The organism is Ruegeria sp. CRTD044, from assembly GCF_059613485.1.
The window spans coordinates 173,509-198,766 of sequence record NZ_JBXWSP010000004.1 but is presented as its reverse complement, the minus strand read 5'-3'; the positions used below and the strand labels follow the sequence as shown (position 1 = coordinate 198,766).

The following is a 25,258-nucleotide window of genomic DNA, read 5'->3' as shown; positions in this document are numbered from 1 at the left end:
GGCTCAGGCTCCGAAAATGCTGGCACCGGCATCGGCCGAGCCGACGGCGTTGCGGAACGTGGTAAACAGGTCGCGGCCGACCCCGTATTGATGCGCCGAAAGATCGGCGGTGGTGGCGGGGCGGTCCAGCACGCCGGGGGTCAGGATTTCAAGTTGACCCCGCACCGCGTCGACGCGCAGCAGGTCGCCATCGCGCAGCTTGGCGATCGGGCCGCCGTCCAGCGCCTCGGGGCAGACATGGATCGCCGCGGGCACTTTGCCCGAGGCCCCCGACATGCGGCCATCGGTCACCAACGCCACCTTCTGCCCGCGCCCCTGCAGGATCGACAGCAGCGGCGTCAGCGAGTGCAGTTCGGGCATGCCGTTGGCCTTGGGCCCCTGAAAACGGACCACGACGATGACATCGTCGGTGAACTCGCCCGCCTTGAACGCGGCCTTGACCTCGTCCTGGTCGTGGAAGACGCGCACCGGGGCCTCGACCACCTGGTGTTCGGGCGCCACGGCCGAGACCTTCATTACTCCTGTACCCAGGTTGCCGCTCAGCCGCGACAGGCCTCCGGTGGGCTGGAACGGGTCACAGGCCGGGCGCAGGATTTTTTCGTTCAGACTGTGGCCGGCGCCGTCCTCCCAGACCAGCGCGCCATCGATCAGCTTGGGCTCCTGCGTATAGTGGTGCAGCCCCTGCCCCGCCACGGTCAGCGTATCGGGATGCAGCAAGCCTTCATCCAGCAGCGTGCCGATGGTATACCCCAGACCGCCCGCGGCGTGGAAATGGTTCACGTCGGCCAAACCGTTGGGATAGACCCGCGCGACCAGGGGCACAACGCCCGAGATTTCCGAGAAGTCCTGCCAGTCCAGCACGATGCCCCCGGCACGGGCCATGGCGATCAGGTGGATCAGCAGGTTAGTCGACCCGCCCGTGGCCATCAGCCCCACGATACCGTTCACGAAAGCCCGCTCGTCGAGGATCTGGCACACTGGCGTGTAGTTGTTGCCCAGCGCGCTGAGCGACAGGGCACGGCGGGCGCCTTCCTCGGTCAACGCATCGCGCAGCGGCGTGTTGGGGTTGACGAAGCTGGAGCCCGGCAGGTGCAGGCCCATGAACTCCATCAACATCTGGTTGGTGTTGGCGGTGCCGTAGAAGGTGCAAGTGCCCGGCCCGTGATAGGCGGCCATCTCGGCGGCCATCAGTTCTTCGCGCGTGGCTTCGCCGGCGGCGAATTTCTGGCGCACCTTGGCCTTTTCGTCGTTGGGCAGGCCGCTGGTCATGGGACCGGCGGGCAGGAACACCGCCGGCAGGTGGCCAAAACTCTGCGCTGCGATCACCAGCCCCGGCACGATCTTGTCGCAGACCCCCAGGAACACCGCTGCGTCAAAGGTATTGTGGCTGAGCGCCACCGCCGCCGCCAGCGCGATCACGTCGCGCGAGAACAGCGACAGCTCCATCCCGGCCTCACCTTGCGTGACCCCGTCGCACATGGCCGGCACCCCGCCCGCCACCTGCGCGGTGCCGCCCGCGGCACGGGCCGCGCGACGGATCAGTTCGGGATAGCGCTCGAACGGCTGATGCGCCGACAGCATGTCGTTATAGGCGGTGACGATGCCCAGATTGCCCACGCTGGTCGTGGCCATCGTTTGCTGATCGGCCCCTGCACCGGCATAGGCATGGGCCTGGCCGCTGCACGACAAGTGCGCGCGCGCCGGCCCTTCGGACCGGGCCTGCTCCATCCGCTGCAGATAGGTGCGGCGGGGATCGGCGCTTCGCTCGATTATCCTTTGGGTGACATCGGTGATGACGTTGTGAACCATCTCAACCTCCGATCTGGCGCCAGCGGCGTCCGTCGCGATGCATCAGCATCAATGCGTCTTCTGGGCCGGAACTGCCCTGATCATAGCGCGAAGGACGGTCGCCGCGCTCTTCCCAGCCCTTGATGATGGGATCGACCCAGGCCCATGCGGCCTCGACCTCGTCGCCGCGCATGAACAGAGTCTGGTCGCCACGGATCACGTCCATCACCAGCCGTTCATATGCGTCCTGCGCGCGCACATCGGCACCCAGTGCCTCGGCAAAGCTCATGTCCAGCGCCACGTCCGTCAGGCGGAAGCCGCCCGGGCCGGGGTCCTTGATCGTGGTGCGCAGTGTGATGCCCTCGTCGGGCTGCAGGCGGATCACCAGAACGTTGCCGTGCAGCGGGCCGACATTGGGAAAGATCGTGTGCGGCGGGTCGCGGAAAAACACCGCGATTTCGGATTCACGCGCGCGCAAACGCTTGCCCGTGCGCAGATAGAACGGAACCCCCGACCAGCGCCAGTTGCCCACGCGCACCTTCAGCGCGATGTAGCTTTCGGTCAGGCTGTCGGGGTTGCCCACATGATCAACATAGCCGTCGCCGCCCTTGTCCGCCCGGTACTGGCCGCGGGCGATGTCGGTCGGGGCGACAGGTTCCAGTGCCTCGATCACCTTAACCTTTTCACTGCGCACCGCGTTGGGCGAGAAGGTCGAAGGCGGCTCCATCGCGGTCAGGCACAAAAGCTGCACCAGGTGGTTCTGCACCATGTCCCGCATCGCGCCGGACTGGTCGTAATAGGCGCCGCGCCCTTCGACCCCGACGGTTTCGGCCACGGTGATCTGGACATGATCCACATGGGTCGCGTTCCACAGCGGCTCGAACAGCGAGTTGGCGAAGCGCAGCGCCATCAGATTCTGCACCGTTTCCTTGCCCAGGTAATGGTCGATCCGATAGATCTGATGCTCTTCGAAACAGGCGCGCAGACCTTCGTTCAGCGCCTTGGCCGAGGCCAGATCATGGCCGAAGGGTTTCTCGACCACGATGCGGCTGTCGGGGGTGGCAAGCCCGTGATCATGCAGGCGCTGCGCGATGCCGGGAAACAGTTTCGGACCAACCGACAAATAAAAGGCGCGCACCACGTCAGGGCGCAGCGATTTGGCCAGCTTGTCCCAGCCGTTTTCGCCCAGCGCATCCACAGGCACGTACTCGACCCGGGCCAGAAACCGATCCAGCACGTCCTTTTTGAAGGACGGCGCGAATTCCTTCATCGACTTGCGCACCTGTGCGCGGAACCCGTCATCGTCCATATCCGACCGCGCGGTCCCGATGATGCGCGCAGCTTCGGGCACCTGCCCCACTTCAAAGCGATGGTAGAGGCCCGGCAGGATCTTGCGCTGGGCCAGATCTCCGGTCGCGCCGAACAGGACCAGATCGAACGGATCTACCGGGATTACGCGTGAAACCATGGCTGGCTCCCTTCTTCGGACAATCCGGCGCGGTCTGCAGCCAGACATCCTGTTACCGCTAACATTCGTGGCTTGGATAGAAAGACCAAGCCCAAAAAGCAAGCCCGGATTTCGGAATCGGGCCTTTTTTCGCGGTCACGCAGGCCTCAGCCGTTGTCGCGCAGATACTCCATGATCGCCGGACGCACCGATTGTTCGCCGCGATGACGGGCGTCGGCGATGATCTTGCGGACATCCTGCAGGTTTGACCGCAACAGCAGGCTTTTGACCGGGCCGATCGAGGCCGGGCGCATCGACAAGGTGCGGATGCCCATCGCCGCCAGGCACAGCGCCTCGATCGGGCGGCCGGCATCCTCGCCGCAGAAACTCAGCGGCGTGTCGGAAATTCCGCACCGTTCGACGATGCGCTCGATCAGGCTGAGGAAGCTGACATTCAAGGTGTCATAGCGGCGGCGCACCAGCTCGTTCTCTCGGTCGGCGGCGAAGAAGAACTGTTTCAGGTCGTTGCCACCGATCGAGATGAAATCGACCTCGTCAAAGAACTTCTGGGGGGCAAAGGCCAATGACGGTGTTTCCAGCATCGCCCCAACTTCCAGCGTTTCTGGCAGGACATGACCCAAGCGCTTTTCGCGCTCCAGCGTCTTGTTCACTTCCCATCGGGCCTCGCGGTATTCGTCGGCCTGGGCGACAAACGGGAACATGACCGTCAGAGGGCGGCCATCCGCCGCGCGCAACAGGGCCTGCAGCTGCATGCGCATGACTCCGCGCTTGTCCAGGCCCACACGAATGGCGCGCCAGCCCAGCGCCGGATTGGGCTCGGCGACATGCTTCATATAGGGTAGAACTTTGTCCGAACCGATATCCAGCGTACGGAAAACCACGCGCTTGCCATCGGCAGAATCGAGAACGCGTTTGTACTGCGCTACCAGTTCGGACCGCTTGGGCATCTGGTTGCGGATCAGGAACTGCAATTCGGTGCGGAACAGTCCCACGCCCTCGGCCCCCGACGTCTTGAGCGACGGCAAGTCGGCCATCAGGCCGGCATTCATCACCAGATTGATCCGCTCGCCATCCTTGGTCACCGTCGGGGTTTCACGGATCGAGGCATAGCGTTTCTGCGCCTCGGCCTGCATGGCCATCTTGTCGCGGAAGGCGCTGACGACGGTATCCTCGGGGCGCAGATGCACGACACCCTCATCCCCGTCGACCAGAATATGGTCGCCGTTCAGCGCCTCGGTCGTGATCCGTCCGACATGCACCACCAGCGGTATCGCCAACGCCCGCGCGACGATGGTCGCATGACTGCCGACCGAGCCTTCCTCGAGCACGACACCTTTCAGCGAACGGCCATACTCCAGCAGGTCACCCGGGCCGATATTGCGCGCCACAAGGATCGGATCGGGCGGCAGCTCTTTACCGTTCGACCCGCCCTGCCCGGTCAGGATGCGCAGCAGACGGTTGGACAGATCGTCCAGATCCGCCAGACGCTCGCGCAAATAGGGATCCGTAACCTGGCTCATCCGGGCGCGGGCCTGCGACTGTTCCTTTTCCACCGCCGCTTCGGCGCTGAGACCGCGGGCGATGTCCTCTTCCATCCGGCGCATCCAGCCCTTGGAATTGGCGAACATCCGGTAGGCTTCCAGAACCTGCAGCTGTTCGGTGTCACCGCCCCGCGAGATTTCAAGCATCTTGTCGACGCCCACGCGCAGCTCTTCGACCGCCTCGTTCAGCCGCTCCAGCTCGCGATGCGGATCGTCGGCGATCGGGTTGGTGACGACGACGCGCGGCTCGTGCAGCCAGACATGCCCCTCGGCCGAGCCCTCCTGTGCCGGGCCACCGCGCAGCAAAATGGATTGCTGATGCAACGGTGAAAGGGCGGCACCTTCGCCCACAAACGCACCCAACTCGGCCATTTCCGCAAGGACCATTGCCACAACTTCAAGCGCATAGACCTCATCCGCGGAAAACTCGCGTTGAGCGCGGGACTGGACCACAAGAACCCCAAGCTTCTGCCCCAGCCGCTGAATGGGCACACCCAAGAACGACGAAAAACGCTCCTCGCCCGTTTCCGGCATGTACCGAAAACCTTTCTCGGAGGGCGCATCGGCGGCGTTGACGACCTTGCCGAACTTGGCCACCCGGCCAACAAGACCTTCGCCCAGACGCATCCGGGTCTGGTGAACGGCCTCGGGAGCAAGACCTTCGGTGGCACACAGCTCCAGGGTTTCGTCGTCGCGGAACAGGTAGATCGAACATACCTCGCACCGCATGCTGTCGGCGATCAGATGCGTGATCCGGTCAAGACGCTCCTGACCGGCCGCCTCGCTTGCCATCTCCTCGCGCAGCCGCCCCAGCAGCTTGCGGGATTCTGTTTCCATTCCGTCTGCCATCGCCCGATCTACTCTGCGGTGTCAGGCGGGACCTTGGCCGAGATGCTCAGGCCGCCTTTTCCAGTTCAAAGGCATCATGCAGCGCCTGAACGGCAAGTTCCATGTATTTCCGGTCGACGAGGACGGAAATTTTGATCTCGGAGGTTGTAATGACCTTGATGTTGATCCCCTCATCCGAGAGTATCTTGAACATCTTGGCCGCCACGCCCGACTGCGAGCGCATGCCGATGCCCACCACCGAAACCTTGGCCACATCGGTGTCGGCGACCAGCTCGGCATAGTTCAACTCGCCACGCTCCTTGACTGCCAACAGCGCCTTTTCGGCGCGCGCCACCTGGTTGGTGGGGCAGGAAAAGGTCATGTCCGTGCGCCCCTCGTCCGAGATGTTCTGCACGATCATGTCGACGTTGATCCCCTCATCGCTGAGCGCGTTGAAGATGATCGCGGCGATGCCGGGGCGGTCGGCAACCGACACGACGGTCATCTTGGCCTCGTCCCGCGAATAGGCCACACCCGAGACTACATTGGATTCCATGATTTCCTCCTCGTCGACGACCAGGGTTCCGGCCTCGTCGGACTGTTCCTCGAAGCTCGAGAGAACACGCAGTTTCACCTTGTACCGCATCGCCAGCTCGACCGAGCGGGTTTGCAGCACCTTGGCCCCCAACGAGGCCAGTTCGAGCATTTCCTCGAACGAGATCTTGTCCAGCTTACGCGCCTTCTCGCAGATGCGCGGATCGGTGGTATAGACGCCGTCCACATCCGTATAGATGTCGCAGCGCTCGGCGTCGAAGGCGGCGGCAAAGGCCACGGCAGTGGTGTCCGAACCGCCGCGGCCCAAAGTGGTGATCCGCCCTTCGGGGCTGAGGCCCTGAAAGCCTGCCACCACGGCGACCTTCATCCCCTCGCCGAACTTCTGGTTGATGTTGTCGGTCGGGATATCCTGGATCCGCGCCGCCGAATGGGCGCCATCGGTCAGCAGCGGTACCTGCCAGCCCTGCCAGCTGCGGGCGGGAATGTCCATTTCCTGCAGCGTCAGTGCCATCAGACCGGCGGTGACATTCTCGCCCGAGGATACCACGGCATCATATTCGCGTGCGTCGTACAGCGGCGAGATCTCGTCGACCCAACCCACCAGTTCGTTGGTCTTGCCTGACATGGCCGACACGATGACGATGACGTCATAACCCTTGGCCACTTCGACGCCGATGCGCTTGGCCGCGCGGCGGATGCGGTCGAGGTTGGCGACGGATGTGCCGCCGAATTTCATCACGAGTACGGGCATGGGGGCAAATGTCTCCGCGCCTTGGATTTCCGGTCCCGTGCGTCTTATGCGAGGCAACACGCAAGAGCAAGGGTACATAGAAAGTCGGGACACTGCAGCGCAACGCTTTACAAGGACCGGCAGCAATGTCAGCGTATCGTCAAGGATTTAAACCATGAGGAAAACCATGCTGCGTTTTGTTTTCGCCTGTGTGCTGATGTCCGGCCCGGCTATGGCCCAGGTGGCTTCACTGTCCGGAACGGACGGCCAGAACGCGTTGGGAACGGTCCCCTGCGCCGCGTTGGCGGGCCAGCCGTTGAAAAATTGCCCTGCCGAGTTGCGGCGCAAGGATGATGGCACTGCAACTTTGGCGGTTCAGTTGGATACTGGGGAGGTACGCCGCATCTATTTCACCGATGGAAAGCCGGATTCCAGCAGCTCGACGTCGAAGATCACTTCGGAAACGCGGGGCGAAATTCTGGTGATTTTCATCGATCCCGGTGAAGTCTACGAGATCCCCAAGGCAGCGCTAGCCGCTCAGTAAGGATGTGCCTGCCCGTCCCAGGTTTCAAAGCAGCCGGTGGAGTCCAAACTCAGCGCATCGAAACGCTCGGTCAACCCGGCAACGGCCTGTGACACGGTGATATCGGCGGCCTGGCCGCCCATGTCCGTCTGCACCCATCCCGGGTGATAAATCCCGACGGCGATGCCATCGTCCTTGAGATCCACCGCGAGGTTGCGCCCAAGGTTCAGCACAGCCGCCTTGGAGGCCCGATAGATATAGCTGCCCCCGGGCGCCCGCGTGTGCGAGGCCATCTGCGACGAGATGATCGCGATCTTGCCGCGCGCCGCACGCAAGTTGGGCAACAAGGCCTGAATGGTTAGAAACACCCCGGTGACGTTGGCAGAAAAGGTCTGGCCCCACATCTCGGCCGGGTAGCCATCGATTGTCTGGCCTTTGTCCAGATAGACACCTGCGTTGCAGATCAACAGATCTACAGGCTGGCCATCCAACTTGCGCGCCATCTGCGCCTGTTGCGCCGGGTCGGTAACGTCCAGACGAATATCGGCGGAATCGTCCCGTGCGGTGCGGGTGACAGTATCGCCTCGGCCACGATAGCATTCAGCAAGAGCACGCCCAATGCCGCGATTGGCGCCGGTTATGACAAGATGCACGGTTCAGTTCGTCTTTCGGCTTGGAATGAACGGTAGAGGGGCCACCGGAACGCCGTCTTCGATCAGGGCCTTGGCCTCTTCCGGCTTGGCCTCGCCATAGATGGCACGCTCCGGGGCCTCGCCCAGATGTATCTTGCGGGCCTCGCGCGCAAATTCGCGGCCGACATAGTCGGAATTCGCCTCGACTTTGGCGCGCAAGGCGTTGAGAACACGCTCTATCTCGGCCTTGGTCGGTTGGCGCTGGGCTTCGGGTCGATCACTGTTCTCCGTGCGCGGCATTGCAGCAGACGAGCGCGCAGACTGGACCCGCGGCGTCATGATCGCCTTTTCGACCTGGGTGCTGCCGCAAGTCGCGCAAGAGACCATTCCAGCCTTGGACAGCTTGTCGTAAGCGTCCGCAGACTGGAACCAACTGTCAAACGCATGACCATTGCAGCATTTCAGTGAATATTGAATCATCTGTCGCCCAAAATGTCGGTGGGCCAATAGATACTGACAGACATGGCAATATCAAGTCTTTACAGAGGCGGTTCAATGAGGATTGAGCGCATTTGACCGCAACAGCCCGGAAAGCCCGCCGATCGAAACCGCTTGTGCTGCTTTTTCCGGCAGCATCCATCTACGCCGCCGCTCGGCAACTTCGGGGAACCGATCCGCCGTCTTGGTAACAAGCAACGGGTAGACATCAACGACACATGTCACCCGCCCCAGATCCCGGTGATGTTTGTCGAAAGAGAACTGCCCGATACTGCGCGTCTCACAGCGGCCCGTCACACCGGCCTCTTCCCAGGCCTCCTGTGCTGCGGTCTCAGACCCGCTTAGGCCGTCGATCATGCGGCCTTTGGGGATGATCCACCGCCCCGACCCCCGGGTCGTGATCAACAATATCTCAGGCACCCCGCGCCGAAGCCGGTAGCATAGAGCCGCAGATTGCGGCAGAACCGGAAATGCCCCGGTTTCGGACAGAATGTCTGGTGACAGCCCTGCGCTTTTCACGCTGCCCCGCCTCTTGTTTTGTTCTTCTTGCCTGTTTTCGGCCACTTATCTTGCGGGCCGATTAGGTGCAGGATACCACATTCTGCGGTTCTGTCCAATTTTGAAACTGAGGATCAGGCCAACATGCGACGTTGCAGACGCTGCACAAGCTCGTCATGCGGAATATCGGCATCGATCGCCAGACGCCGCAGGCCGAAATGCACACGGGCAATCTGCTGATAGTACCGGGCGTAGAGGTAGTTCGCGCCGCCTCCGGCCAAGGCCCCCAATACCGGAACGGTCTGTGCCGCCAGCTTCTGCCCCAAAACGACCGACAACCTCGGAGCGACGGCAGCAATGATCTTTTGCAGAGCGGGGCCCGTCACGGTCAGTCGGACCGAAAAGAACCCCATGTCTGCGCCGTCGTCATGCGCCAAGGGACCTGCCGCCGACAAAACACGGATGCAATCGAACTGCACGTTCCTTGCCGAGGGGTCAAAACCTTCACGCGATGCGGCCCCTTGGATTGCCCGCAACAACATGGCCGTGGTCGCCGGAAGCTCGATCAACGCCGTCGTCAGGCCGCCAGCCCCACCTGCGGCGCCCATCGTGGTCGATATGGCGGTGTTGACCCACGGTTTCTGGTCGGGAACCGCGCGGCGCGATCCGTCAGCGGCACGAACTGCAAGCCACAAGGCCTGCTCGGTTGCACCGGTCAGCCCATCGCGCACCGAACCGGGCAGCTGTTCCAGCAGCGACTCAGCCGATCCACCCAGACGATTGAGCAACCGGATGCCGCAGCCGCACGCGCTGCGGTAGTGGCTTGCCAACCGGTCCAACTCAGCGTCGGGATCAATTTTTCCGACGAGAACGACGTCATTCATTCGGTGTCCTCCTGACCCTGAAACATTGGCATTTCACAACGCCGTTTCAATAGATCAGCGCGTCCAGCGGGTCACCAAACCACTCACTCCGTGCCATGCGCCGGGGGTCAAATCCAGCCCGAGAACCCGATCCGGGTTGGTTGGCGGCGGCATCTCTACCCCCTCGAGCCGGGCAAACCCAAAGCGTGAATAATAGGGCGCATCACCAACCAGCATGACCCGGTCCCACCCTTTAGCCCGCCCGGCTTCGATACCTTCGTGGATCAGAAAACCACCCAACCCTTCCCCCTGGTGGGTCGGGTGAACCGCAACGGGCCCCAGCAAGAGCGCATCGTGTGCGCCAACATGAACCGGCCAAAATCGGATAGCCCCAGCCAAAATCCCCTGCGCGTCGCGGGCCACCATCGACAGGCCTGATACCGGCGGAACATCGTCACGCAAGCGGTAGGACGACAGCGCCTCGCGCCCCGGCGCAAAGCACAGGTCATAGAGGGCTTCGACTTCCCACCAATCCTCCGGCTCTTCCGGCCTGATCCCGAACTGCTGCACCGCGGCCCTCTTTTCGACTCTGGCAATCGCCCTAGCACTTCGCTAGGCCTTGAGCAAACGCTTGGAGATCAGATGTTCTATCGCCCCGAAGACGGTCACGGTTTGCCGCACAACCCGTTCAACGCCATCATCACGCCGCGCCCGATCGGATGGATCTCGACCCGCGGCGCGGATGGGATCAACAACCTGGCGCCCTATTCATTCTTCAACGGGGTCGCCTATACGCCGCCTCAGGTGATGTTTGCCTCAACCGGCACAAAGCACGACCAGGACCGCGGAAAGGACAGCATCGCCAATATCGAGGCGACCGGCGTCTTTTGCGTCAACGTGGTGGCCCACGCCCATCGGGATGCGATGAACGCAAGCTCGGCCAGCCTTCCGAAAGAGGTGGACGAGTTCGCCCACGCCGGCCTGACACCGGTGGAATGCGAAACCATCCCATGCGCCCGCATCGAAGGCGCCCCCGCCGTGCTGGAATGCAAACTGACCCAAATCGTCACGCTGCCCGGCCAAGCCAACCGGGTGGTGTTCGGAGAGGTCGTCGGCGTGCACCTGCGCGATGACTGCCTGAAGGACGGCAAGTTCGACGTCACCACCTTTCAACCATTGTCGCGGCTTGGGTATCGCGACTACTCGGTGGTGACGGAGTTGTTTTCCCTCAATCGCCCAGACGATTGAGCCGGGTTTGGGGGCTCTGCCCCGCCGCGCGGTGCGAGGCAGGGCCACGCATTGCTTCAGTGGCCGCCCAGAATGCCGGTTCGGACCGAATAGTCTACCGCGAGGCCGTAGTCGGGATCATCGTCACTATCGACCATCAGGTGGCCTGCTTTCTTGAGAAGTTTGTGACAATCACGGCTGAGGTGGCGCAACATGACCTTCTTGCCTGCAGCCTCGTATTTCCCAGCAATGTTCTCGATGGCTTGAAGCGCCGATTGATCGACGACGCGACTGTCGGCGAAATCCACGATCACGGTATCGGGGTCGTTCTGGACATCGAACAGTTCGACAAACCCCTCGGACGAGCCGAAGAACAGGGGGCCATTGATCTCGTAGACCTTGGCGCCTTTCTCGGTTTCCGAGTCGCGGGTGACCGCGTGGATGCGCTTGGCGTTGTTCCAGGCATAGGCCAGCGCCGAAACGATCACGCCGACCACGACGGCCACGGCGAGGTCTTCCATCACGGTGACGACGGTGACCAGAACGATGACGAAGGCGTCCGTCAGCGGCACCTTGCGCAGGATGTTGAACGAATTCCAGGCAAAGGTGCCGATCACCACCATGAACATCACGCCAACCAGCGCGGCCAGCGGGATCTGTTCGATCAAAGGCGAGCCGACAAGGATGAACACCAGCAAGAACAGAGCCGCGGCGATCCCGGCTACTCGGGTGCGGCCGCCGGATTTCACATTGATCATTGACTGCCCGATCATCGCACAGCCGCCCATCCCGCCGAAAAAGCCCGTGACGACGTTGGCGGTGCCCTGCGCGATGCATTCCTGCGAAGCGCCGCCGCGCTTGCCGGTAATCTCGCCCACCAGGTTCAGGGTCAGCAGGGATTCGATCAGGCCGATGGCGGCCAGGATCACGGCGTAGGGCAGGATGATCTGGAAGGTCTCCCAGTTCAGCGGAACCATTGGGATGTGGAATTTCGGCAATCCGCCCTCGATCGAGGCCAGATCACCCACACGCGGAACCTCCAGCCCCATGCCGATCACCAACGCGGCTACCACGACGATGCCCGCCAGCGGCGCCGGCACGATGCGCGTGATGCGCGGCATCACCCAGATCACCGCCATGGTCAGCGCGACCAGCCCCAGCATCGTATAAAGCTGCATGCCCGACAGCCATTCGCCGCCGCTCAGGCCGTGGCCGGTGTTTTCCATAGTGCCCGGCACCTTGAACTGGCCCAGTTGCGCCAGAAAGATCACGATCGCCAGGCCATTGACAAAGCCCAGCATCACTGGATGCGGCACCAAGCGGATGAACCGGCCCCAATGCATGGCCCCGGCGATGATTTGCAGGATCCCCATCAGGACCACAGTGGCGAACAGGTATTCGACCCCGTGCTGCGCCACCAGCGCCACCATGACGACCGCCAGCGCACCGGTTGCGCCCGAGATCATACCCGGACGGCCGCCGATCAGCGCGGTGATCAGCCCCACCAGGAACGCCGCATACAGCCCCACCAGAGGGTGAACCCCGGCAACGAAGGCAAAGGCCACCGCTTCGGGCACCAAGGCCAGGGCGACGGTCAGGCCCGACAAAAGCTCGATCCGCAAGCGCGCGGGGGTCAGCTTTTCGTCCGGCATCCAACTCAGATCGGGAATGGCGAGGCGATTGGCAAAGCTTGCCAGCAAAGCTCGGGGCATGAATTGGTCCTGTGGGTCAGAATGTTCGCGCGAAGGCGGTCGTATACCCGCCTTCGGCGCTGTCTGCTAGCCCATCGATGGCAGGCTGTCATGCAAAAACTGCAAGGCCACGCCCATTGTCGCCCCTGTGCGGCGCAAAAACACCGGCAAGCCTTGCCAAAAGCCCGACAAGCCCGCAGAAATTCCCGCAGGCAGGTATCGCAGCGGAGAACGAACGTGGCCCAGACAAAGATTGCCGTCATCGGCGGATCGGGGATTTATGACATCGATGGGCTGGAAACGCCGCAATGGGTTACCGTGGAAACGCCCTGGGGCGCGCCGTCCGACCAGATCCTGACCGGGACACTGGACGGCATCGAGATGGCCTTTCTGCCCCGCCACGGGCGCGGGCATGTGCATTCGCCGACCGAAGTGCCCTATCGCGCCAATATCGACGCGCTGAAACGGTTGGGGGTCACCGATGTGATCTCGGTTTCGGCCTGCGGCTCCTTCCGCGAGCACATGGCCCCAGGCGATTTCGTGGTCGTCGATCAGTTCATCGACCGCACCTTCGCCCGCGAGAAAAGCTTTTACGGCACCGGTTGCGTCGCCCATGTCAGCGTAGCCCATCCGACCTGCCCGCGCCTGGGCGATGCCTGTGAATCCGCCGCCCGGGCGGCCGGCATCACCGTGCATCGCGATGGCACCTATCTGGCGATGGAAGGGCCGCAATTCTCGACGCTGGCGGAATCGAAGATGTACCGCGAGCAGTGGGGTTGCGACGTGATCGGCATGACCAACATGCCCGAGGCCAAACTGGCCCGCGAGGCCGAGCTTTGCTATGCCTCGGTCGCGATGGTCACCGACTATGACAGCTGGCACCCCGATCACGGCGAAGTGGACGTGACCGCGATCATCGCGACGCTGACCGGCAACGCTGAGAAGGCGCGCGCGTTGGTCAAAGGCCTGCCCGCCCTTCTGGCAGCAGACCGCGCGCCCTGCCCGCATGGCTGCGACCGGGCGCTGGACCACGCGATTTTGACGGCCCCGGAAAAGCGCGACCCGCAAATGCTGGCCAAGCTGGATGCGGTGGCGGGCCGGGTATTGTAAGCGGCCTTGACGGCCAAGTGTTTTTTCAGGCTTGCTGCGGCGGATCTGGCGGAGGGGTGTAATGGATTTTGAACTTTGGCTGGCTTTTGTCGCCGCCTCGACCGCCCTTCTGCTGATCCCGGGTCCGACGGTACTGTTGGTGCTCAGCTATGCGCTGTCGAAAGGGCGCAGCGTGGCCGTCGCCTCGGCCACAGGGGTTGCGCTGGGGGACCTGATCGCCATGACGGCTTCTCTGCTGGGGCTTGGGGCGCTGGTGCTGGCGTCGGCCACGTTGTTTTCGGTGCTGAAATGGGTAGGCGCCGCCTATCTGGTCTGGCTGGGCATCAAGCTGCTGCGCAGTGCGCCGTCCAGCGGGATGCAGGCGGTGGCCACCGGGCGCGACGTCACCGCGCGCGGCGTGTTCGGCCATGCGGCCGCAGTCACCGCGCTGAACCCGAAATCCATCGCCTTCTTCATCGCCTTCGTGCCGCAATTCCTGCGCCCGGCCGAGCCGCTGGGCCCGCAATTCGCGATCCTGATTGCCACTTTCGTGGGATTGGCCGGGCTGAACGCGCTGGCCTATGCGCTGCTGGCCGACCGGCTGCGCCGCGTAATCGGCCGCCCCGGCATCATCACCGGCATGACCCGTATCGGAGGGTTGACCCTGATCGGAATGGGCGTAGCCACGGCGGTACTGCGCCGCCCGGCCTAAATTCAGTCAGGTCCCGGCATTCTCGGCCATGAACGCGCGGATGAAGCGGCGGATCTCGCGCGCGGCCGAGGTGTCGAGATCGCGGCACAGCGCGACAAATGCGTCGCGTTCGTCCTTGTCCAGGCGCAGAACCAGCTGGCTGTTCTTTTTGGTGGATCCCTTGAGGTCGGCCTTGGCCACGGCTGTCATCCTTGTTCTGGGCCTGCATCAGCGCGTGGCACCTTGTATAGACAAAGCGCATCGCTTGTCGATACCCGCAGCCCCCCAAGGGCAGGTGTTCCGGACGCATCTGTCCCGCAGCAAATACGCGCAGGCAGGCAACCGTGGCTTGCATGACTGGCCGTGATACGCCAAACACCGCCGTGTTTTGACGCAAGAAGGGTTGCCCCATGTCCAGAAGCAAAACGGTCAAGGATTACATTCGGACCATCGTCGATTTCCCCCACGAAGGGATCATGTTCCGCGACGTGACGACCCTGTTTGCCGATCCCCGCGGGTTTCGCATGGCCATCGACCAGATGCTGCACCCCTATGCCGGCGAGCGCATCGACAAGGTCGTGGGGCTCGAGGCGCGCGGTTTCATCCTGGGGGGCGCAATCGCGCACCAACTGAGCGTGGGCTTTGTCCCGATCCGCAAGAAGGGCAAACTGCCGGGCACCACGATCAGCGAGGAATACAAGCTGGAATACGGCGAGGCCATCGTCGAGATCCACGATGACGCGATCCAGCCCGGCGAAAAGGTTCTGGTGGTCGATGACCTGCTGGCCACCGGCGGCACTGCCGCAGCAGGCATCAAGCTGATCGAACGTCTGGGCGGTGAGATCGTCAGCTGCGCCTTCATCATCGACCTGCCCGAGCTGGGTGGCCGGAAGGTGCTCGAGGACATGGGCATGGACGTCCATGTCCTGTGCGAATTCGAAGGACTGTGAACAGACAACGGTCACGATTTCGTGACTTGCCGCTGGAAACGCCGCGCGCTTAGCGCGGCGTTGTTCGTTTTCCAGTCGGTTTTTTGCCCCCGACGCGTGATCTCTTTCCGGCATGTCGCCGTATCGCCAATGATGTCGCCGATGACATCCTCAACAAGGGAAGTAGATCATGTTTCGCAAATTCGCTGTTGCCGGTGTCGCCAGTATCCTGTTTTCGACCGCTGCCATGGCCGACGGCCACGGCAAGGACATTGTGGACACCGCTGCCGGAGCCGGCAGCTTCAACACTCTGGTTGCAGCCGTACAGGCCGCCGAGTTGGTTGACACGCTGAAGGGCGAAGGCCCATTCACCGTTTTCGCGCCCACGGATGAAGCCTTTGCCGCGCTGCCCGAAGGCACCGTGGAAACGCTGCTGAAGCCCGAGAACAAGGACCAGCTTGTGGCGATCCTCACCTATCACGTGGTTCCGGGCAAGGTGATGTCGGGTGATCTGTCCGACGACATGACCGCCGCCACCGTTCAGGGTGGAGAGATCACAATCGACCTCGACAACGGTGTCATGGTCAATGACGCAAATGTCGTTCAGGCAGATATCGAAACCAGCAATGGCGTGATCCACGTCATCGACAAGGTTATCCTGCCCGAGTCGTAAAGAACGCATCACTGCGGCCCGGAGCGTCCGGGCCGCACTCACACATCTGACAGGACGGCGCCCGGGTTCATTATCCCGAGCGGGTCCAAAGCAGCCTTTATGGCGCGCATGGCCGACAGTTTGGCTGGATCACCATAGCGTTCCAGATCATCGGTCTTCAGACGGCCCACCCCATGCTCGGCACTGACCGATCCTTCGAATTCATGCACCAGGTCATGGACCGCGCGCTTGATCGCGGCGCGCCGGTCATCGAACTCGCCCCGGTCGTGGCCTTTGGGCGGGAAGACGTTGTAGTGCAGGTTGCCGTCCCCCAGATGACCAAAGCAGTTCACCCGGAACGGTCCAAGGGCGGCAATCGCCTTGCCGCCTTGCCGGATGAAATCGGGGATCCGCGAAATCGGAACCGAGATATCGTGGCTGGACACCGAACCGATCAACCGGTTTGCCTCGGGGATGCGTTCGCGCACCGACCACAGCGCGTCGCGTTGCGCGGCGCTCTGGGCGATGACGCCGTCCGACACCAGACCACGGGCCTCGGCAGCCACGAACAAGGATTCCAGCGCCGCCTCGGGCTCGTGCCCCGCCGGCAATCCCAGCTCGATCAGGACCGACCATTCCGGCGGTGTGTCAAAGGGTTGCCGCACGTCCGGCAAGACCTCGGCCAGAAAATCCAGCCCCTGTCTGTGGATCAGTTCGAACGCGCTGACGGTTTCGCCCAGATGGTCCCGGGCCAGGGCCAGCAGGTCGATTGCCGCTTCGGGGCTGGCCACCTGAAAGATCGCCGTGCCCAGCCCGGCAGGACGCGGGAACAGTTTGAGCGAAGCGGCGGTGATGACCCCTAGCGTACCCTCGGACCCGATCAGCAGGTTGCGCAGGTCATAGCCGGTGTTGTCCTTTCGCAGCCGCCCCAGCCCGTGCCAGATGTCCCCGTTGGGCAGAACCGCCTCGAGCCCCAGGCACAGATCCCGGGCATTGCCATAACGCAGGACGTTGACGCCCCCGGCATTGGTAGCCAGGTTTCCCCCGATCCGGCAGGATCCTTGCGCCGCCAGCGACAGCGGAAACAGCCGATTGGCCGCCTCGGCCGCAGCCTGAATGTCGGCCAGAACCGCGCCGGCCTCGGCGATCAGGATGTTTTCGGTCGGATAGACGGCCCGGATCGCGCGCATCCGCTCGAGCGACAGGATCAGGGGCGCGGGGCCCTCCGCCATGACCTGCCCGCCCACAAGACCAGTGCCGCCACCGTATGGCACCACCGGGACGCGGGCCTCGGACGCCAAACGCACCAAGGCTGCGACCTGCTCAACCGTGCGGGGCAAGGCCAGCAGACCCGCCTGCCCGGCGAAGCGGCGGCGCGGCTCTTCCAGATAGCGCGGCTCGACCGGGCGCAGAATATCGTCACCCAGGCGGGCGCGGATGGTTTCGGCAAAGGTTTTGTCGGCCGGGTTCAAATGCATGCCCTCTGCATGCCCAAGCCCGCGGCGCACGGCAAGGCTTATTCCAGTTCCATCAGGTATTGCGGCTCGAGCACTACCACCGTCGGGCGGTCCGGGAGGGTCCGCAGGGATACTTCGATCTCCGAAACCCCATCCCGGCGCACCGGGAAGTCGGATCGGATATCGGCCAGGAACCGGTCCAGCGAATAGCCCGAGAACCAGTGCATCGGAATGATGACCGAGCTTTTCAGCCGCTGCAGGACCGAGATCATCTCGGGCAAGGGCATGGTCGTGCCCCCGTCTACCGCCGCCATGACCACGTCCAGCCGCCCAAGGGCGGCGAATTGCGCGTCGGACGGCACATGGTGCAGATGTCCCAGATGGCCGATGCACAGGCCTTCGACCTCGAACACGAAGATCGAGTTTCCGCGCTCTTCCACCCCACCGTAAGCAGACCGGATGTCGGTCGAGACGTTGCGCACCAGCAATTCGCCCAGATCCAGATAGTGTTCGATGCCCTGCCCGAACTCACCCCACCCCGGCAGCACATGCGGGATGGCCGGATCGGGATAGGCGGTCCAATGGGTGTCATGGGCGTGGTTCATCGTCACGATGTCGGGGATCAGGTCCGCGCCGCCGATGAACCCGGTGAAATCAGTCACGGCATTCAGCCCGCCGGGTGTCTGGATCAGAAAGGACGCATGCGCGACATAGCTGATCCGGACCGAGAATTCGGGCACCGGATCCTGCCACGCCGCCTTGTGCAGATATTCGATGCCGGGGGTGTTCTGGGCGATGGCGATGCAATGACTCGGCCGACGCTCCTGCGCCGCCGCCGTCCCTGCCAGAAAGATCAAACCCGCCATAATACTCCGCATGTCGGGAAGTCTAGCGCATCCGCGCCTCGAGTCACGTCACGGGGCCCAGATTTCGGAAACAGGCCCGCCCGGATCAGGGCCGAACGGGCGCCCTAGCCCGCGTCCGTCCGCCCGCGCCGGTCCGATCGCAGCGACGCATAGAGCACATGCGTCCGCCAACGCCCGTTGATCTGCAGATAGGATTGCGCCACGCCCTCGTATTTGAAGCCTGAGCTTTCCAATAGCCCGCGAGAGGCGGCGTTTTCCGGCAGACAGGCGGCCTCGATCCGGCTCAGGTCCAGCCGGGTAAAGGCGTAATGCACCACGGCGCCGATGGCCTCGCGCATGTAACCCTGCCGGGCAAAGGCCTGCCCGGTCCAATAGCCCAGCGTTCCGGCCTGCGCCGGCCCCCGGCGGATGTTGTCCAACGTGATGGCGCCCACCAGCATGTCATCGGTTCTGCGGAACAGGAACAGCGGAACCGCCGTGCCATTGGCCACCGAGCGTTGCGCCCAGTAGACACGGTTGGTGAAGGATTTGCGGGTCAGATGGTCCTTGGCCCAGATCGGCTCCCACGGGGTCAGATACTCGCGCGAGGCCAGCCGCAGCGCGGCCCAGTCGTTGAAGTCGGAATGCACGGGCGGGCGCAAGCTCAACCGCTCGGTCTCGAGTTTCAGCCTGCGTCTGCCCAACAGCATCACGCCGCGCGCCTCTCCTGCAGCCTCTCCAGTGTCGGCGCACCCGCCACAGGCCCGTAAAGCGCCAGCGCCGCCGGGGCCTGAACCGCCATCTTTTCGGCAAAGGCGCGGACGTCGGCGGTGCTGACCGCGTCGATCTTGGCCACGGTTTCCTCAAGCGGCGGAACACGGCCCCAGATCTGCACCAGCCGGGCCAGACGCTCGGCCCGGTTCGAGGGGCTTTCCAGCCCCATCAGCATCCCGGCCTTCATCTGCGCCCGGGCACGGGCAACTTCCTCGGGGCTCATGTCCTCGGCGGCACGCTTCATCTCGTCGATGGTGATGGTGGCCAGTTCGCCCACCTGATCGGCCGAGGTGCCGGCATAGATCGTGGTCGTTCCCGTGTCGGCATAGGCGCCGGTCTGGGCAAAGATCGTATAGCACAGCCCGCGGGTCTCGCGCACTTCCTGGAACAGGCGCGAGGACATGCCGCCACCCAGCGCGGTCGAATAGATCTGCGCGGTATAGATCTCGTCATCGCGATAGCCCGGGCTTTCCAGCGCCAGCGCGAAATGCGCCTGTTCCAGCGCCTTGTCCCGCCGTGCCTCGCCGCCGGTGAACCGGGCGGGTTCCGGCAGCAGCCCCTTGCGGGGTTGCAGATGGCCGAACATCTCTTCGGCCAGTTTCATCAGCTGGTCATGATCGACCGCGCCCGCCGCCGACAGGATCATCTGGTCGGGCGCATAGTGCTCGGCCACGAAGGCCGACAGGTCGTCGCGCGAAAAGGCGCTGACCCGTTCGGATGGGCCAAGGATGGGGCGGCCCAGCGGTTGGTCGTGATAGCTCTGTTCCTGCAGCCAGTCAAAGATCACGTCATCGGGCGTGTCATGCGCCTGGCCGATTTCCTGCAGGATCACGCCGCGCTCGACTTCGATTTCGCGCGGATCGAAGACGGGGTTCAGAACGATGTCGCCGATCACGTCCATCGCCAGTGCCACGTCATCCTTCAGCACCCGGGCGTAATAGGCCGTCACCTCGCGCGAGGTATAGGCGTTGATATATCCCCCCACATCCTCGATGGCCTCGGCGATTTGCAGGGCAGAGCGCCGCTCGGTGCCCTTAAAGGCCATATGCTCGAGGAAATGCGCGATGCCGTTCTGTTCGATCCGCTCGTGCCGCCCGCCGGCGGTCACCCAGATTCCGATGGCGGCCGATTGCAGCCCCGGCATCTGCTCGCTGACGATCCGAAAGCCGTTCGTTAGTTGGTCCAGTCTGACAGTCACTCAGCAATGTGCCTTTTGATATGATCCTCGATGGCGCCCAGATCGTTGGCGATGCGGGTCACCCGTTCCGGACGTTCATACAGATCGGACATGCGCGAGGGAAGAGGCGGATGCACACCGCTGGCCTGCTCGACCGCGGCGGGGAATTTCGCCGGGTGCGCAGTGGCCAGCGTAACCATCGGCACATCGGCGGCGCGGGTGTCCTCGGCCACCTTGATGCCCACGGCAGTGTGCGGGCAGACCAGCTCGGCGCTGTGTTCCAGCGTGGATTTGATCGTGGCGAGGGTTTCCTCTTCGGACACACGGCCCGAGTCGAAACTTTCGCGCAGGGCCTCCATCGCGCCTTGGCTGACGTGGAAGCCGCCCTGTTTCAGCTCGTCCATCAACTGCGCCACGGCCCGCCCGTCCTCGCCATAGGCATAGTACAGCGCGCGTTCAAAGTTCGAGCTGACCTGAATGTCCATCGACGGGCTGATCGAGGGGATGGTGTCGCCCTTGAAGTAGCCCTGCCCCGACAAGCAGCGATGCAGGATGTCGTTCTGGTTGGTCGCCACCACCAGACGGTCGATGGGCAGACCCATCCGCTTGGCGACATAGCCGGCGAAGATGTCGCCGAAATTGCCGGTGGGCACCGTGAAGCTGACCTTGCGATGCGGCGCGCCCAGGCTGGTGGCAGCCGAGAAATAATAGACCACCTGCGCCAGCACGCGGGCAAAGTTGATCGAGTTCACTCCGGCCAGTTTCACCCCGTCGCGGAAGTCGAAATCGTTGAACATGTCCTTCACGGCGGCCTGACAGTCGTCGAAATCGCCATCGACGGCCAGCGCGTGCACGTTGCTGTCGGCGGGTGTGGTCATCTGCCGGCGCTGCACCTCGGACACGCGACCGTGCGGGAACAGGATGAACACATCGACCGCATCCAGCCCCCGGAACGCCTCGATCGCGGCTGATCCGGTATCGCCGCTGGTGGCGCCCACGATGGTCACACGCTCACCCCGCCGCTTCAGCGCCACCTGGAACAGCTGGCCGATCAGTTGCATGGCGAAATCCTTGAAGGCCAGCGTGGGCCCGTGGAACAGCTCCAGCAGAAAGTGGTTCTCGTTCAGCTGCTTCAACGGCGCGCGGGCATCATGACCGAACCCGGCGTAGGCGCGGGCAATGATCTCTTTGAATTCGTCCCCGGCGAACGAGCCGCTGACATAGGGCCACATGACGCGGAACGCGATCTCTTCATAGGGCAGCCCGGCCATCGCGGCGATCTCGTCCTGGCTCAGAACCGGGATCTCGGCAGGCAGGTACAGGCCGCCGTCGCGGGCAAGACCGGTCAGCATCGCCTCTTCAAAGCTCAGTTCGGGCGCCTGCCCGCGGGTCGAGATATATTTCATTGCGCGTCACTTTCTGATGGGGCGCGGCCGCGCCACAGGAAATATCCGGTCATTGCGGCCCAGACCAGCGCCAGGCCGAACCATGTCACCGCGTATTGCAGATGGTCATTGGGAATACCCGCCGTATCCACCGGCAGAGGCGTGATGGCGGGATCGGTCTGGCTGCGGGCAACCAGAAGGATCGGCTCGGCGCCAAGCGCATCGGCCAGCGCGGGCACATCGCGCGCAAACCAAATGTTGCCCGCCCGGTCCGGTTCGGGGGTATAGCCGTCGATCTCATCGGGCCAATGCAGATTTCCGACAACCTGCATAGGGCCGATCTGGCGTTCGGCCTGCTTGGCCGTCGTGTGCACAAAGCCCCGGTCCACCAGGATCGTGCGACCACCGGTTCGGAACGGCGCGATGATCCGATAGCCCGGCCCGACCTGTTTGACCGAAACCAGTACATGGATTTCGCCGGGCAGCATCTCGCCCGATACCTCGACCGGCAGATAGCGGTCGGCTTCGGGATCGACCGCCTCGGGCAGCGGCACCGGATCGGCGGCGATCCGGGCTTCGATATCGGCCAGAATGCCCTCTTTCCACGCCAAACGCTGAACCTGCCAAGTGCCCAGAGACACAAGGACCGCCAGCCCGGCGAGCCCGAAAATCAGCAGAAACAGGATGCGGCGCATGTGTGGCCCTTGTTGCGTGTCATAGCGGCTCGGGGTCAAGCCGGCGTCTTGTTACGGTCTGTGCGCAAGGAAATGCAACCTTGCAATTGTACGGGGCGCAATCCCTTGCGCCCCTGATCGAGAAAAAGCCGCCCCGAGGGGCGGCTTTTGCAATTCGACAGCCTCGCGGGGCGTTACATCAGCGGTGCCTGACCCCAGATGTAGACTGCGAAGAACAGGAACAGCCAGACAACGTCGACAAAGTGCCAGTACCATGCGGCCGCCTCGAACCCGACGTGTTTCTCCGGGGTAAAGTCGCCACGCAGCGCGCGGATCAGACAGACCGTCAGGAAGATGGTGCCGATGATCACATGTGCGCCGTGGAAGCCGGTTGCCATGAAGAAGTTCGAGTAGAACTGATCGCCGCCGAACTCCCACCCTTCGTGGGCCAGCAGTTCGTAGTATTCGAAGGCCTGCAGGAAGGTGAAGGCGATACCCAGGACGATGCCGATCGCGAGACCCTGAATCAGCGCCTTGCGGTCGTTGTCGTGGACCAGCGCGTGGTGCGCCCAAGTGATCGCACAGCCCGACAGCAACAGAACCAGAGTGTTGATCAGCGGCAGGTGGAACGGGTCCACCGCGTGGATGTCAGGCTGGATGTATTCAGTGCCGGCATAGTCGTACATCGGATACATGCGATGTTTGAAGAACGACCAGAACCAGGCGAAGAAGAACATCACCTCGGACATGACGAACAGGATGAAGCCGTAGCGCAGTCCGATCCGGACGACCGGAGTGTGATCACCCGCGCGGCTTTCGGCCACGACCTCGGACCACCAGGCAAACATCGTGTAGAGTACCGCCACAAGACCACCCCAGAACACGAAGGAGGTCATGCCGTGCATCCACAAGACGGCTCCGAACAGCATGACGAAGCCACCGATCGCGCCGATCAGCGGCCAGATCGAAGGTGCCAGAATGTGGTAATCGTGGTTTTTTGCGTGTGCCATCAGCGTCCCTCACCTACAGGCGTTAGTTCGTGTTTGTTTCTGCCTGCGCATCCAGGGCTGCATAGCCCTCGGGCAGGTCTATTTCATAGAATGTATACGACAGCGTGATCGTATGAACATACTGTGCTTCGGGGTCTTCCACCATTTCGGGGTCGACGAAGAAAGTTACGGGCATCTCGACCCGTTCGCCGGGCTCCAGAACCTGCTCCTCAAAGCAGAAACATGCGATCTTCTGGAAGTATCCGCCGGCGGAATATGGCGTCACGTTGTACGATGCCTGCCCCGCAACCGGCTTGTCCGTCGGGTTGTATGCTTCGTAGAAGGCCAGACCGGTCTCGCCGATGCGTACCTTCATCTCGCGCTCGACGGGTTTGAATTCCCACGGCATGTCTTTGGCCTTGGACGCGTCGAAGCGAACCGTCACCACCCGGTCGAGGATATCGTCGGGCGTGGCCTCGGCCACGCCGGTGGTGCCCCCGAACCCGGTGACCCGGCAGAACCAGTCGTAGAACGGCACAGCCGCCCAGGCCAGGCTGCCCATCAGAACAACCAGACCAACGGTCTGCGCGACGGTCTTCTGCGGTCCGCTCAAAGCCATCAGTTCTGAACCTCCTCAGTGGACACACCGAAATCGCTGCCCGAAACCTTTACGATGGTCAGGCCGAAGATAATCACGATGAACGCCGCCAGAGTCAGCCCAACACCCAGGTTGCGGCCGAAACGACGCTGGTGCAGTTCATGGCTTTTGCGCAGGCTCATGACCAGCCTCCCAACCCGTAGGGTTGCAGCAGCGCCTCGGCGAGGATTGCGCCAAAATGCAGGAACAGGTACAGCAGCGACAGCTTGAAAAAGCTGCGCTCAACCTTGAAATTGTCCGCCTCCGCGTCGTCCTCGGTGCGGCGCGAGATGGCCCATGCCCCCCGCAGGAACAGAGCGTTCAACACCACGGCCACAGCCAAGTAAATCGGCCCACCGATACCCGAGAACGCGGTGCCCACGGCCAGCAGAGCCAGCAATGCGGTATAGACCAGGATATGGGTCCGCGTGGCGCGGCGTCCATGCGTTACGGTCAGCATCGGCACGCCCGCGTCGTCATAGTCCGAGCGCATGAACAGCGCCAGCGCCCAGAAATGCGGCGGGGTCCACATGAAGGTCAGAGCAAACATCAGCCACGGCTCGAGCGTCATCGATCCCGTGGCCGCCACCCATCCGATTACCGGCGGGAAGGCGCCCGCAGCGCCACCGATCACGATGTTCTGCGGCGTCAGGCGTTTGAGCCACATCGTGTAGATCACGACATAGAAAAAGATGGTAAAGGCCAGAAACGCGCCCGCGAACCAGTTGGTCGCCAAGCCCAGCATGATCACCGACAGGCCCGACAGGGCCAGGCCCAGCGCCATCGCCTCGCCGGGCTCAACCTTGCCCGATGGGATCGGACGGCCCTTGGTGCGCTTCATCACCTTGTCGATATCCGCGTCCCACCACATGTTCAGCGCACCCGAGGCGCCGCCGCCGATGGCGATGAACAGGATGGCGCAGAAGCCGACGAACGGATGTACCGGCACAGGGGCGGCCAGCAGACCCACCAACGCGGTGAACACGACAAGCGACATCACCCGCGGCTTGAGCAGGGCGAAATAGTCGCCAAAGCCGGCCTCGTCCGCACGGGATTGTGCGGCAAGTGTGCTGGCATTGATGCTCGCGTCGGTCATGTCAGGTCCTTGTGGTGCGAA

Annotated in this window: 27 protein-coding genes; 6 read left to right on the top strand and 21 right to left on the bottom strand. The window is 63.0% G+C overall.

Translation table 11 applies throughout. The annotated features are described in order from the left end of the window. Positions 1–3 precede the first annotated feature (3 nt). The 4 genes from edd to AC2FNL_RS03845 form a co-directional block, all read right to left on the bottom strand. Entirely contained in the window at positions 4–1,809 is a 1,806-nt protein-coding gene (gene edd / locus AC2FNL_RS03860) for a phosphogluconate dehydratase (protein ID WP_496832512.1), read from the bottom strand. A 1-nt stretch (position 1,810) separates the two neighbouring features. Then, on the bottom strand, positions 1,811–3,256 hold the full coding sequence (gene zwf, locus AC2FNL_RS03855; protein ID WP_496832510.1) for a glucose-6-phosphate dehydrogenase: 1,446 nt from the start codon (positions 3,254–3,256) through the stop codon (positions 1,811–1,813). A 146-nt stretch (positions 3,257–3,402) separates the two neighbouring features. Further along, positions 3,403–5,646, bottom strand: a complete 2,244-nt coding sequence (ptsP, locus tag AC2FNL_RS03850; protein WP_093962727.1) for a phosphoenolpyruvate--protein phosphotransferase — start codon at positions 5,644–5,646, stop codon at positions 3,403–3,405. Between the two features lie 46 nt (positions 5,647–5,692). Continuing rightward, positions 5,693–6,931 carry an aspartate kinase gene (locus AC2FNL_RS03845; RefSeq protein ID WP_093962728.1) on the bottom strand — a complete coding sequence of 413 codons (1,239 nt, stop codon included), beginning with the start codon at positions 6,929–6,931 and terminating at the stop codon, positions 5,693–5,695. Between the two features lie 166 nt (positions 6,932–7,097). Between AC2FNL_RS03845 and AC2FNL_RS03840 the strand changes: the two genes are divergently transcribed. After that, positions 7,098–7,454, top strand: a complete 357-nt coding sequence (locus AC2FNL_RS03840; RefSeq protein ID WP_093962729.1) for a hypothetical protein — start codon at positions 7,098–7,100, stop codon at positions 7,452–7,454. On the opposite strand, the gene AC2FNL_RS03835 is transcribed toward AC2FNL_RS03840, so the two are convergent. From AC2FNL_RS03835 to AC2FNL_RS03815, 5 genes are all read right to left on the bottom strand, one after another. Further along, a complete protein-coding gene (locus AC2FNL_RS03835) occupies positions 7,448–8,086 on the bottom strand; it encodes an SDR family oxidoreductase (protein ID WP_496832507.1) in 639 nt (212 codons plus the stop codon). The two genes, AC2FNL_RS03840 and AC2FNL_RS03835, sit on opposite strands and share 7 nt — an antisense overlap. 3 nt (positions 8,087–8,089) lie before the next feature. Continuing rightward, positions 8,090–8,545 carry a DUF1178 family protein gene (locus AC2FNL_RS03830; RefSeq protein ID WP_093962731.1) on the bottom strand — a complete coding sequence of 152 codons (456 nt, stop codon included), beginning with the start codon at positions 8,543–8,545 and terminating at the stop codon, positions 8,090–8,092. Positions 8,546–8,617: 72 nt separating this feature from the next. Next, on the bottom strand, positions 8,618–9,082 hold the full coding sequence (locus tag AC2FNL_RS03825; protein ID WP_170337953.1) for an NUDIX hydrolase: 465 nt from the start codon (positions 9,080–9,082) through the stop codon (positions 8,618–8,620). A gap of 113 nt (positions 9,083–9,195) precedes the next feature. After that, positions 9,196–9,945, bottom strand: a complete 750-nt coding sequence (locus AC2FNL_RS03820) for an EcsC family protein (RefSeq protein WP_496832504.1) — start codon at positions 9,943–9,945, stop codon at positions 9,196–9,198. Between the two features lie 54 nt (positions 9,946–9,999). Continuing rightward, on the bottom strand, positions 10,000–10,494 hold the full coding sequence (locus AC2FNL_RS03815; RefSeq protein WP_093962733.1) for a GNAT family N-acetyltransferase: 495 nt from the start codon (positions 10,492–10,494) through the stop codon (positions 10,000–10,002). Between the two features lie 72 nt (positions 10,495–10,566). Here AC2FNL_RS03815 and AC2FNL_RS03810 point away from each other — a divergent pair, with 72 nt between their 5' ends. Further along, on the top strand, positions 10,567–11,172 hold the full coding sequence (locus AC2FNL_RS03810; RefSeq protein WP_496832502.1) for a flavin reductase family protein: 606 nt from the start codon (positions 10,567–10,569) through the stop codon (positions 11,170–11,172). Positions 11,173–11,228: 56 nt separating this feature from the next. Here the strand turns inward: AC2FNL_RS03810 and AC2FNL_RS03805 are convergent, their stop codons facing one another. Beyond that, entirely contained in the window at positions 11,229–12,863 is a 1,635-nt protein-coding gene (locus tag AC2FNL_RS03805) for a SulP family inorganic anion transporter (protein ID WP_496832500.1), read from the bottom strand. A 216-nt stretch (positions 12,864–13,079) separates the two neighbouring features. On the opposite strand from AC2FNL_RS03805, the gene AC2FNL_RS03800 reads away from it, so the two are divergent. Both AC2FNL_RS03800 and AC2FNL_RS03795 read left to right on the top strand, forming a co-directional pair. Beyond that, positions 13,080–13,952: an S-methyl-5'-thioadenosine phosphorylase gene (locus tag AC2FNL_RS03800; RefSeq protein WP_496832498.1), complete on the top strand. Its 873-nt coding sequence runs from the start codon at positions 13,080–13,082 to the stop codon at positions 13,950–13,952. A gap of 61 nt (positions 13,953–14,013) precedes the next feature. Continuing rightward, positions 14,014–14,643 (top strand): LysE family translocator, encoded by a 630-nt coding sequence (locus tag AC2FNL_RS03795; protein ID WP_496832496.1) that lies wholly within the window; start codon positions 14,014–14,016, stop codon positions 14,641–14,643. Positions 14,644–14,649: 6 nt separating this feature from the next. Here AC2FNL_RS03795 and AC2FNL_RS03790 read toward each other — a convergent pair whose 3' ends face one another. Beyond that, a complete protein-coding gene (locus tag AC2FNL_RS03790; RefSeq protein WP_093962738.1) occupies positions 14,650–14,832 on the bottom strand; it encodes a hypothetical protein in 183 nt (60 codons plus the stop codon). Between the two features lie 200 nt (positions 14,833–15,032). On the opposite strand from AC2FNL_RS03790, the gene AC2FNL_RS03785 reads away from it, so the two are divergent. Then, positions 15,033–15,572, top strand: coding sequence for an adenine phosphoribosyltransferase (locus AC2FNL_RS03785; RefSeq protein WP_093962739.1), 540 nt, complete (start codon positions 15,033–15,035; stop codon positions 15,570–15,572). 169 nt (positions 15,573–15,741) lie between these two features. Continuing rightward, positions 15,742–16,224 (top strand): fasciclin domain-containing protein, encoded by a 483-nt coding sequence (locus AC2FNL_RS03780; protein WP_496832493.1) that lies wholly within the window; start codon positions 15,742–15,744, stop codon positions 16,222–16,224. A gap of 38 nt (positions 16,225–16,262) precedes the next feature. On the opposite strand, the gene AC2FNL_RS03775 is transcribed toward AC2FNL_RS03780, so the two are convergent. The 10 genes from AC2FNL_RS03775 to cyoE form a co-directional block, all read right to left on the bottom strand. Beyond that, a complete protein-coding gene (locus tag AC2FNL_RS03775) occupies positions 16,263–17,681 on the bottom strand; it encodes an FAD-binding oxidoreductase (RefSeq protein WP_496832491.1) in 1,419 nt (472 codons plus the stop codon). Positions 17,682–17,719: 38 nt separating this feature from the next. Next, on the bottom strand, positions 17,720–18,526 hold the full coding sequence (locus AC2FNL_RS03770) for an MBL fold metallo-hydrolase (RefSeq protein WP_496832489.1): 807 nt from the start codon (positions 18,524–18,526) through the stop codon (positions 17,720–17,722). A 104-nt stretch (positions 18,527–18,630) separates the two neighbouring features. Next, positions 18,631–19,215: a GNAT family N-acetyltransferase gene (locus AC2FNL_RS03765; RefSeq protein ID WP_093962743.1), complete on the bottom strand. Its 585-nt coding sequence runs from the start codon at positions 19,213–19,215 to the stop codon at positions 18,631–18,633. Then, a complete protein-coding gene (locus tag AC2FNL_RS03760) occupies positions 19,215–20,477 on the bottom strand; it encodes a M16 family metallopeptidase (protein ID WP_496832487.1) in 1,263 nt (420 codons plus the stop codon). Before AC2FNL_RS03760 ends, AC2FNL_RS03765 begins: the two co-directional genes overlap by 1 nt. After that, complete coding sequence (gene thrC / locus AC2FNL_RS03755; protein WP_496832485.1) at positions 20,474–21,862, bottom strand: threonine synthase; 1,389 nt, start codon at positions 21,860–21,862, stop codon at positions 20,474–20,476. The genes AC2FNL_RS03760 and thrC overlap by 4 nt, the downstream gene beginning before the upstream one ends. Continuing rightward, positions 21,859–22,536, bottom strand: coding sequence for an SURF1 family protein (locus tag AC2FNL_RS03750; protein ID WP_496832483.1), 678 nt, complete (start codon positions 22,534–22,536; stop codon positions 21,859–21,861). Before AC2FNL_RS03750 ends, thrC begins: the two co-directional genes overlap by 4 nt. A 173-nt stretch (positions 22,537–22,709) precedes the next feature. Next, positions 22,710–23,525 carry a cytochrome c oxidase subunit 3 gene (locus AC2FNL_RS03745; RefSeq protein WP_093962747.1) on the bottom strand — a complete coding sequence of 272 codons (816 nt, stop codon included), beginning with the start codon at positions 23,523–23,525 and terminating at the stop codon, positions 22,710–22,712. A 22-nt stretch (positions 23,526–23,547) separates the two neighbouring features. Then, complete coding sequence (locus AC2FNL_RS03740) at positions 23,548–24,123, bottom strand: cytochrome c oxidase assembly protein (protein WP_093962748.1); 576 nt, start codon at positions 24,121–24,123, stop codon at positions 23,548–23,550. Further along, positions 24,123–24,284: a cytochrome c oxidase system small membrane protein gene (locus tag AC2FNL_RS03735; protein WP_170587672.1), complete on the bottom strand. Its 162-nt coding sequence runs from the start codon at positions 24,282–24,284 to the stop codon at positions 24,123–24,125. Before AC2FNL_RS03735 ends, AC2FNL_RS03740 begins: the two co-directional genes overlap by 1 nt. Beyond that, on the bottom strand, positions 24,281–25,237 hold the full coding sequence (gene cyoE, locus AC2FNL_RS03730) for a heme o synthase (RefSeq protein WP_496832480.1): 957 nt from the start codon (positions 25,235–25,237) through the stop codon (positions 24,281–24,283). The genes AC2FNL_RS03735 and cyoE overlap by 4 nt, the downstream gene beginning before the upstream one ends. Positions 25,238–25,258: the final 21 nt, after the last annotated feature.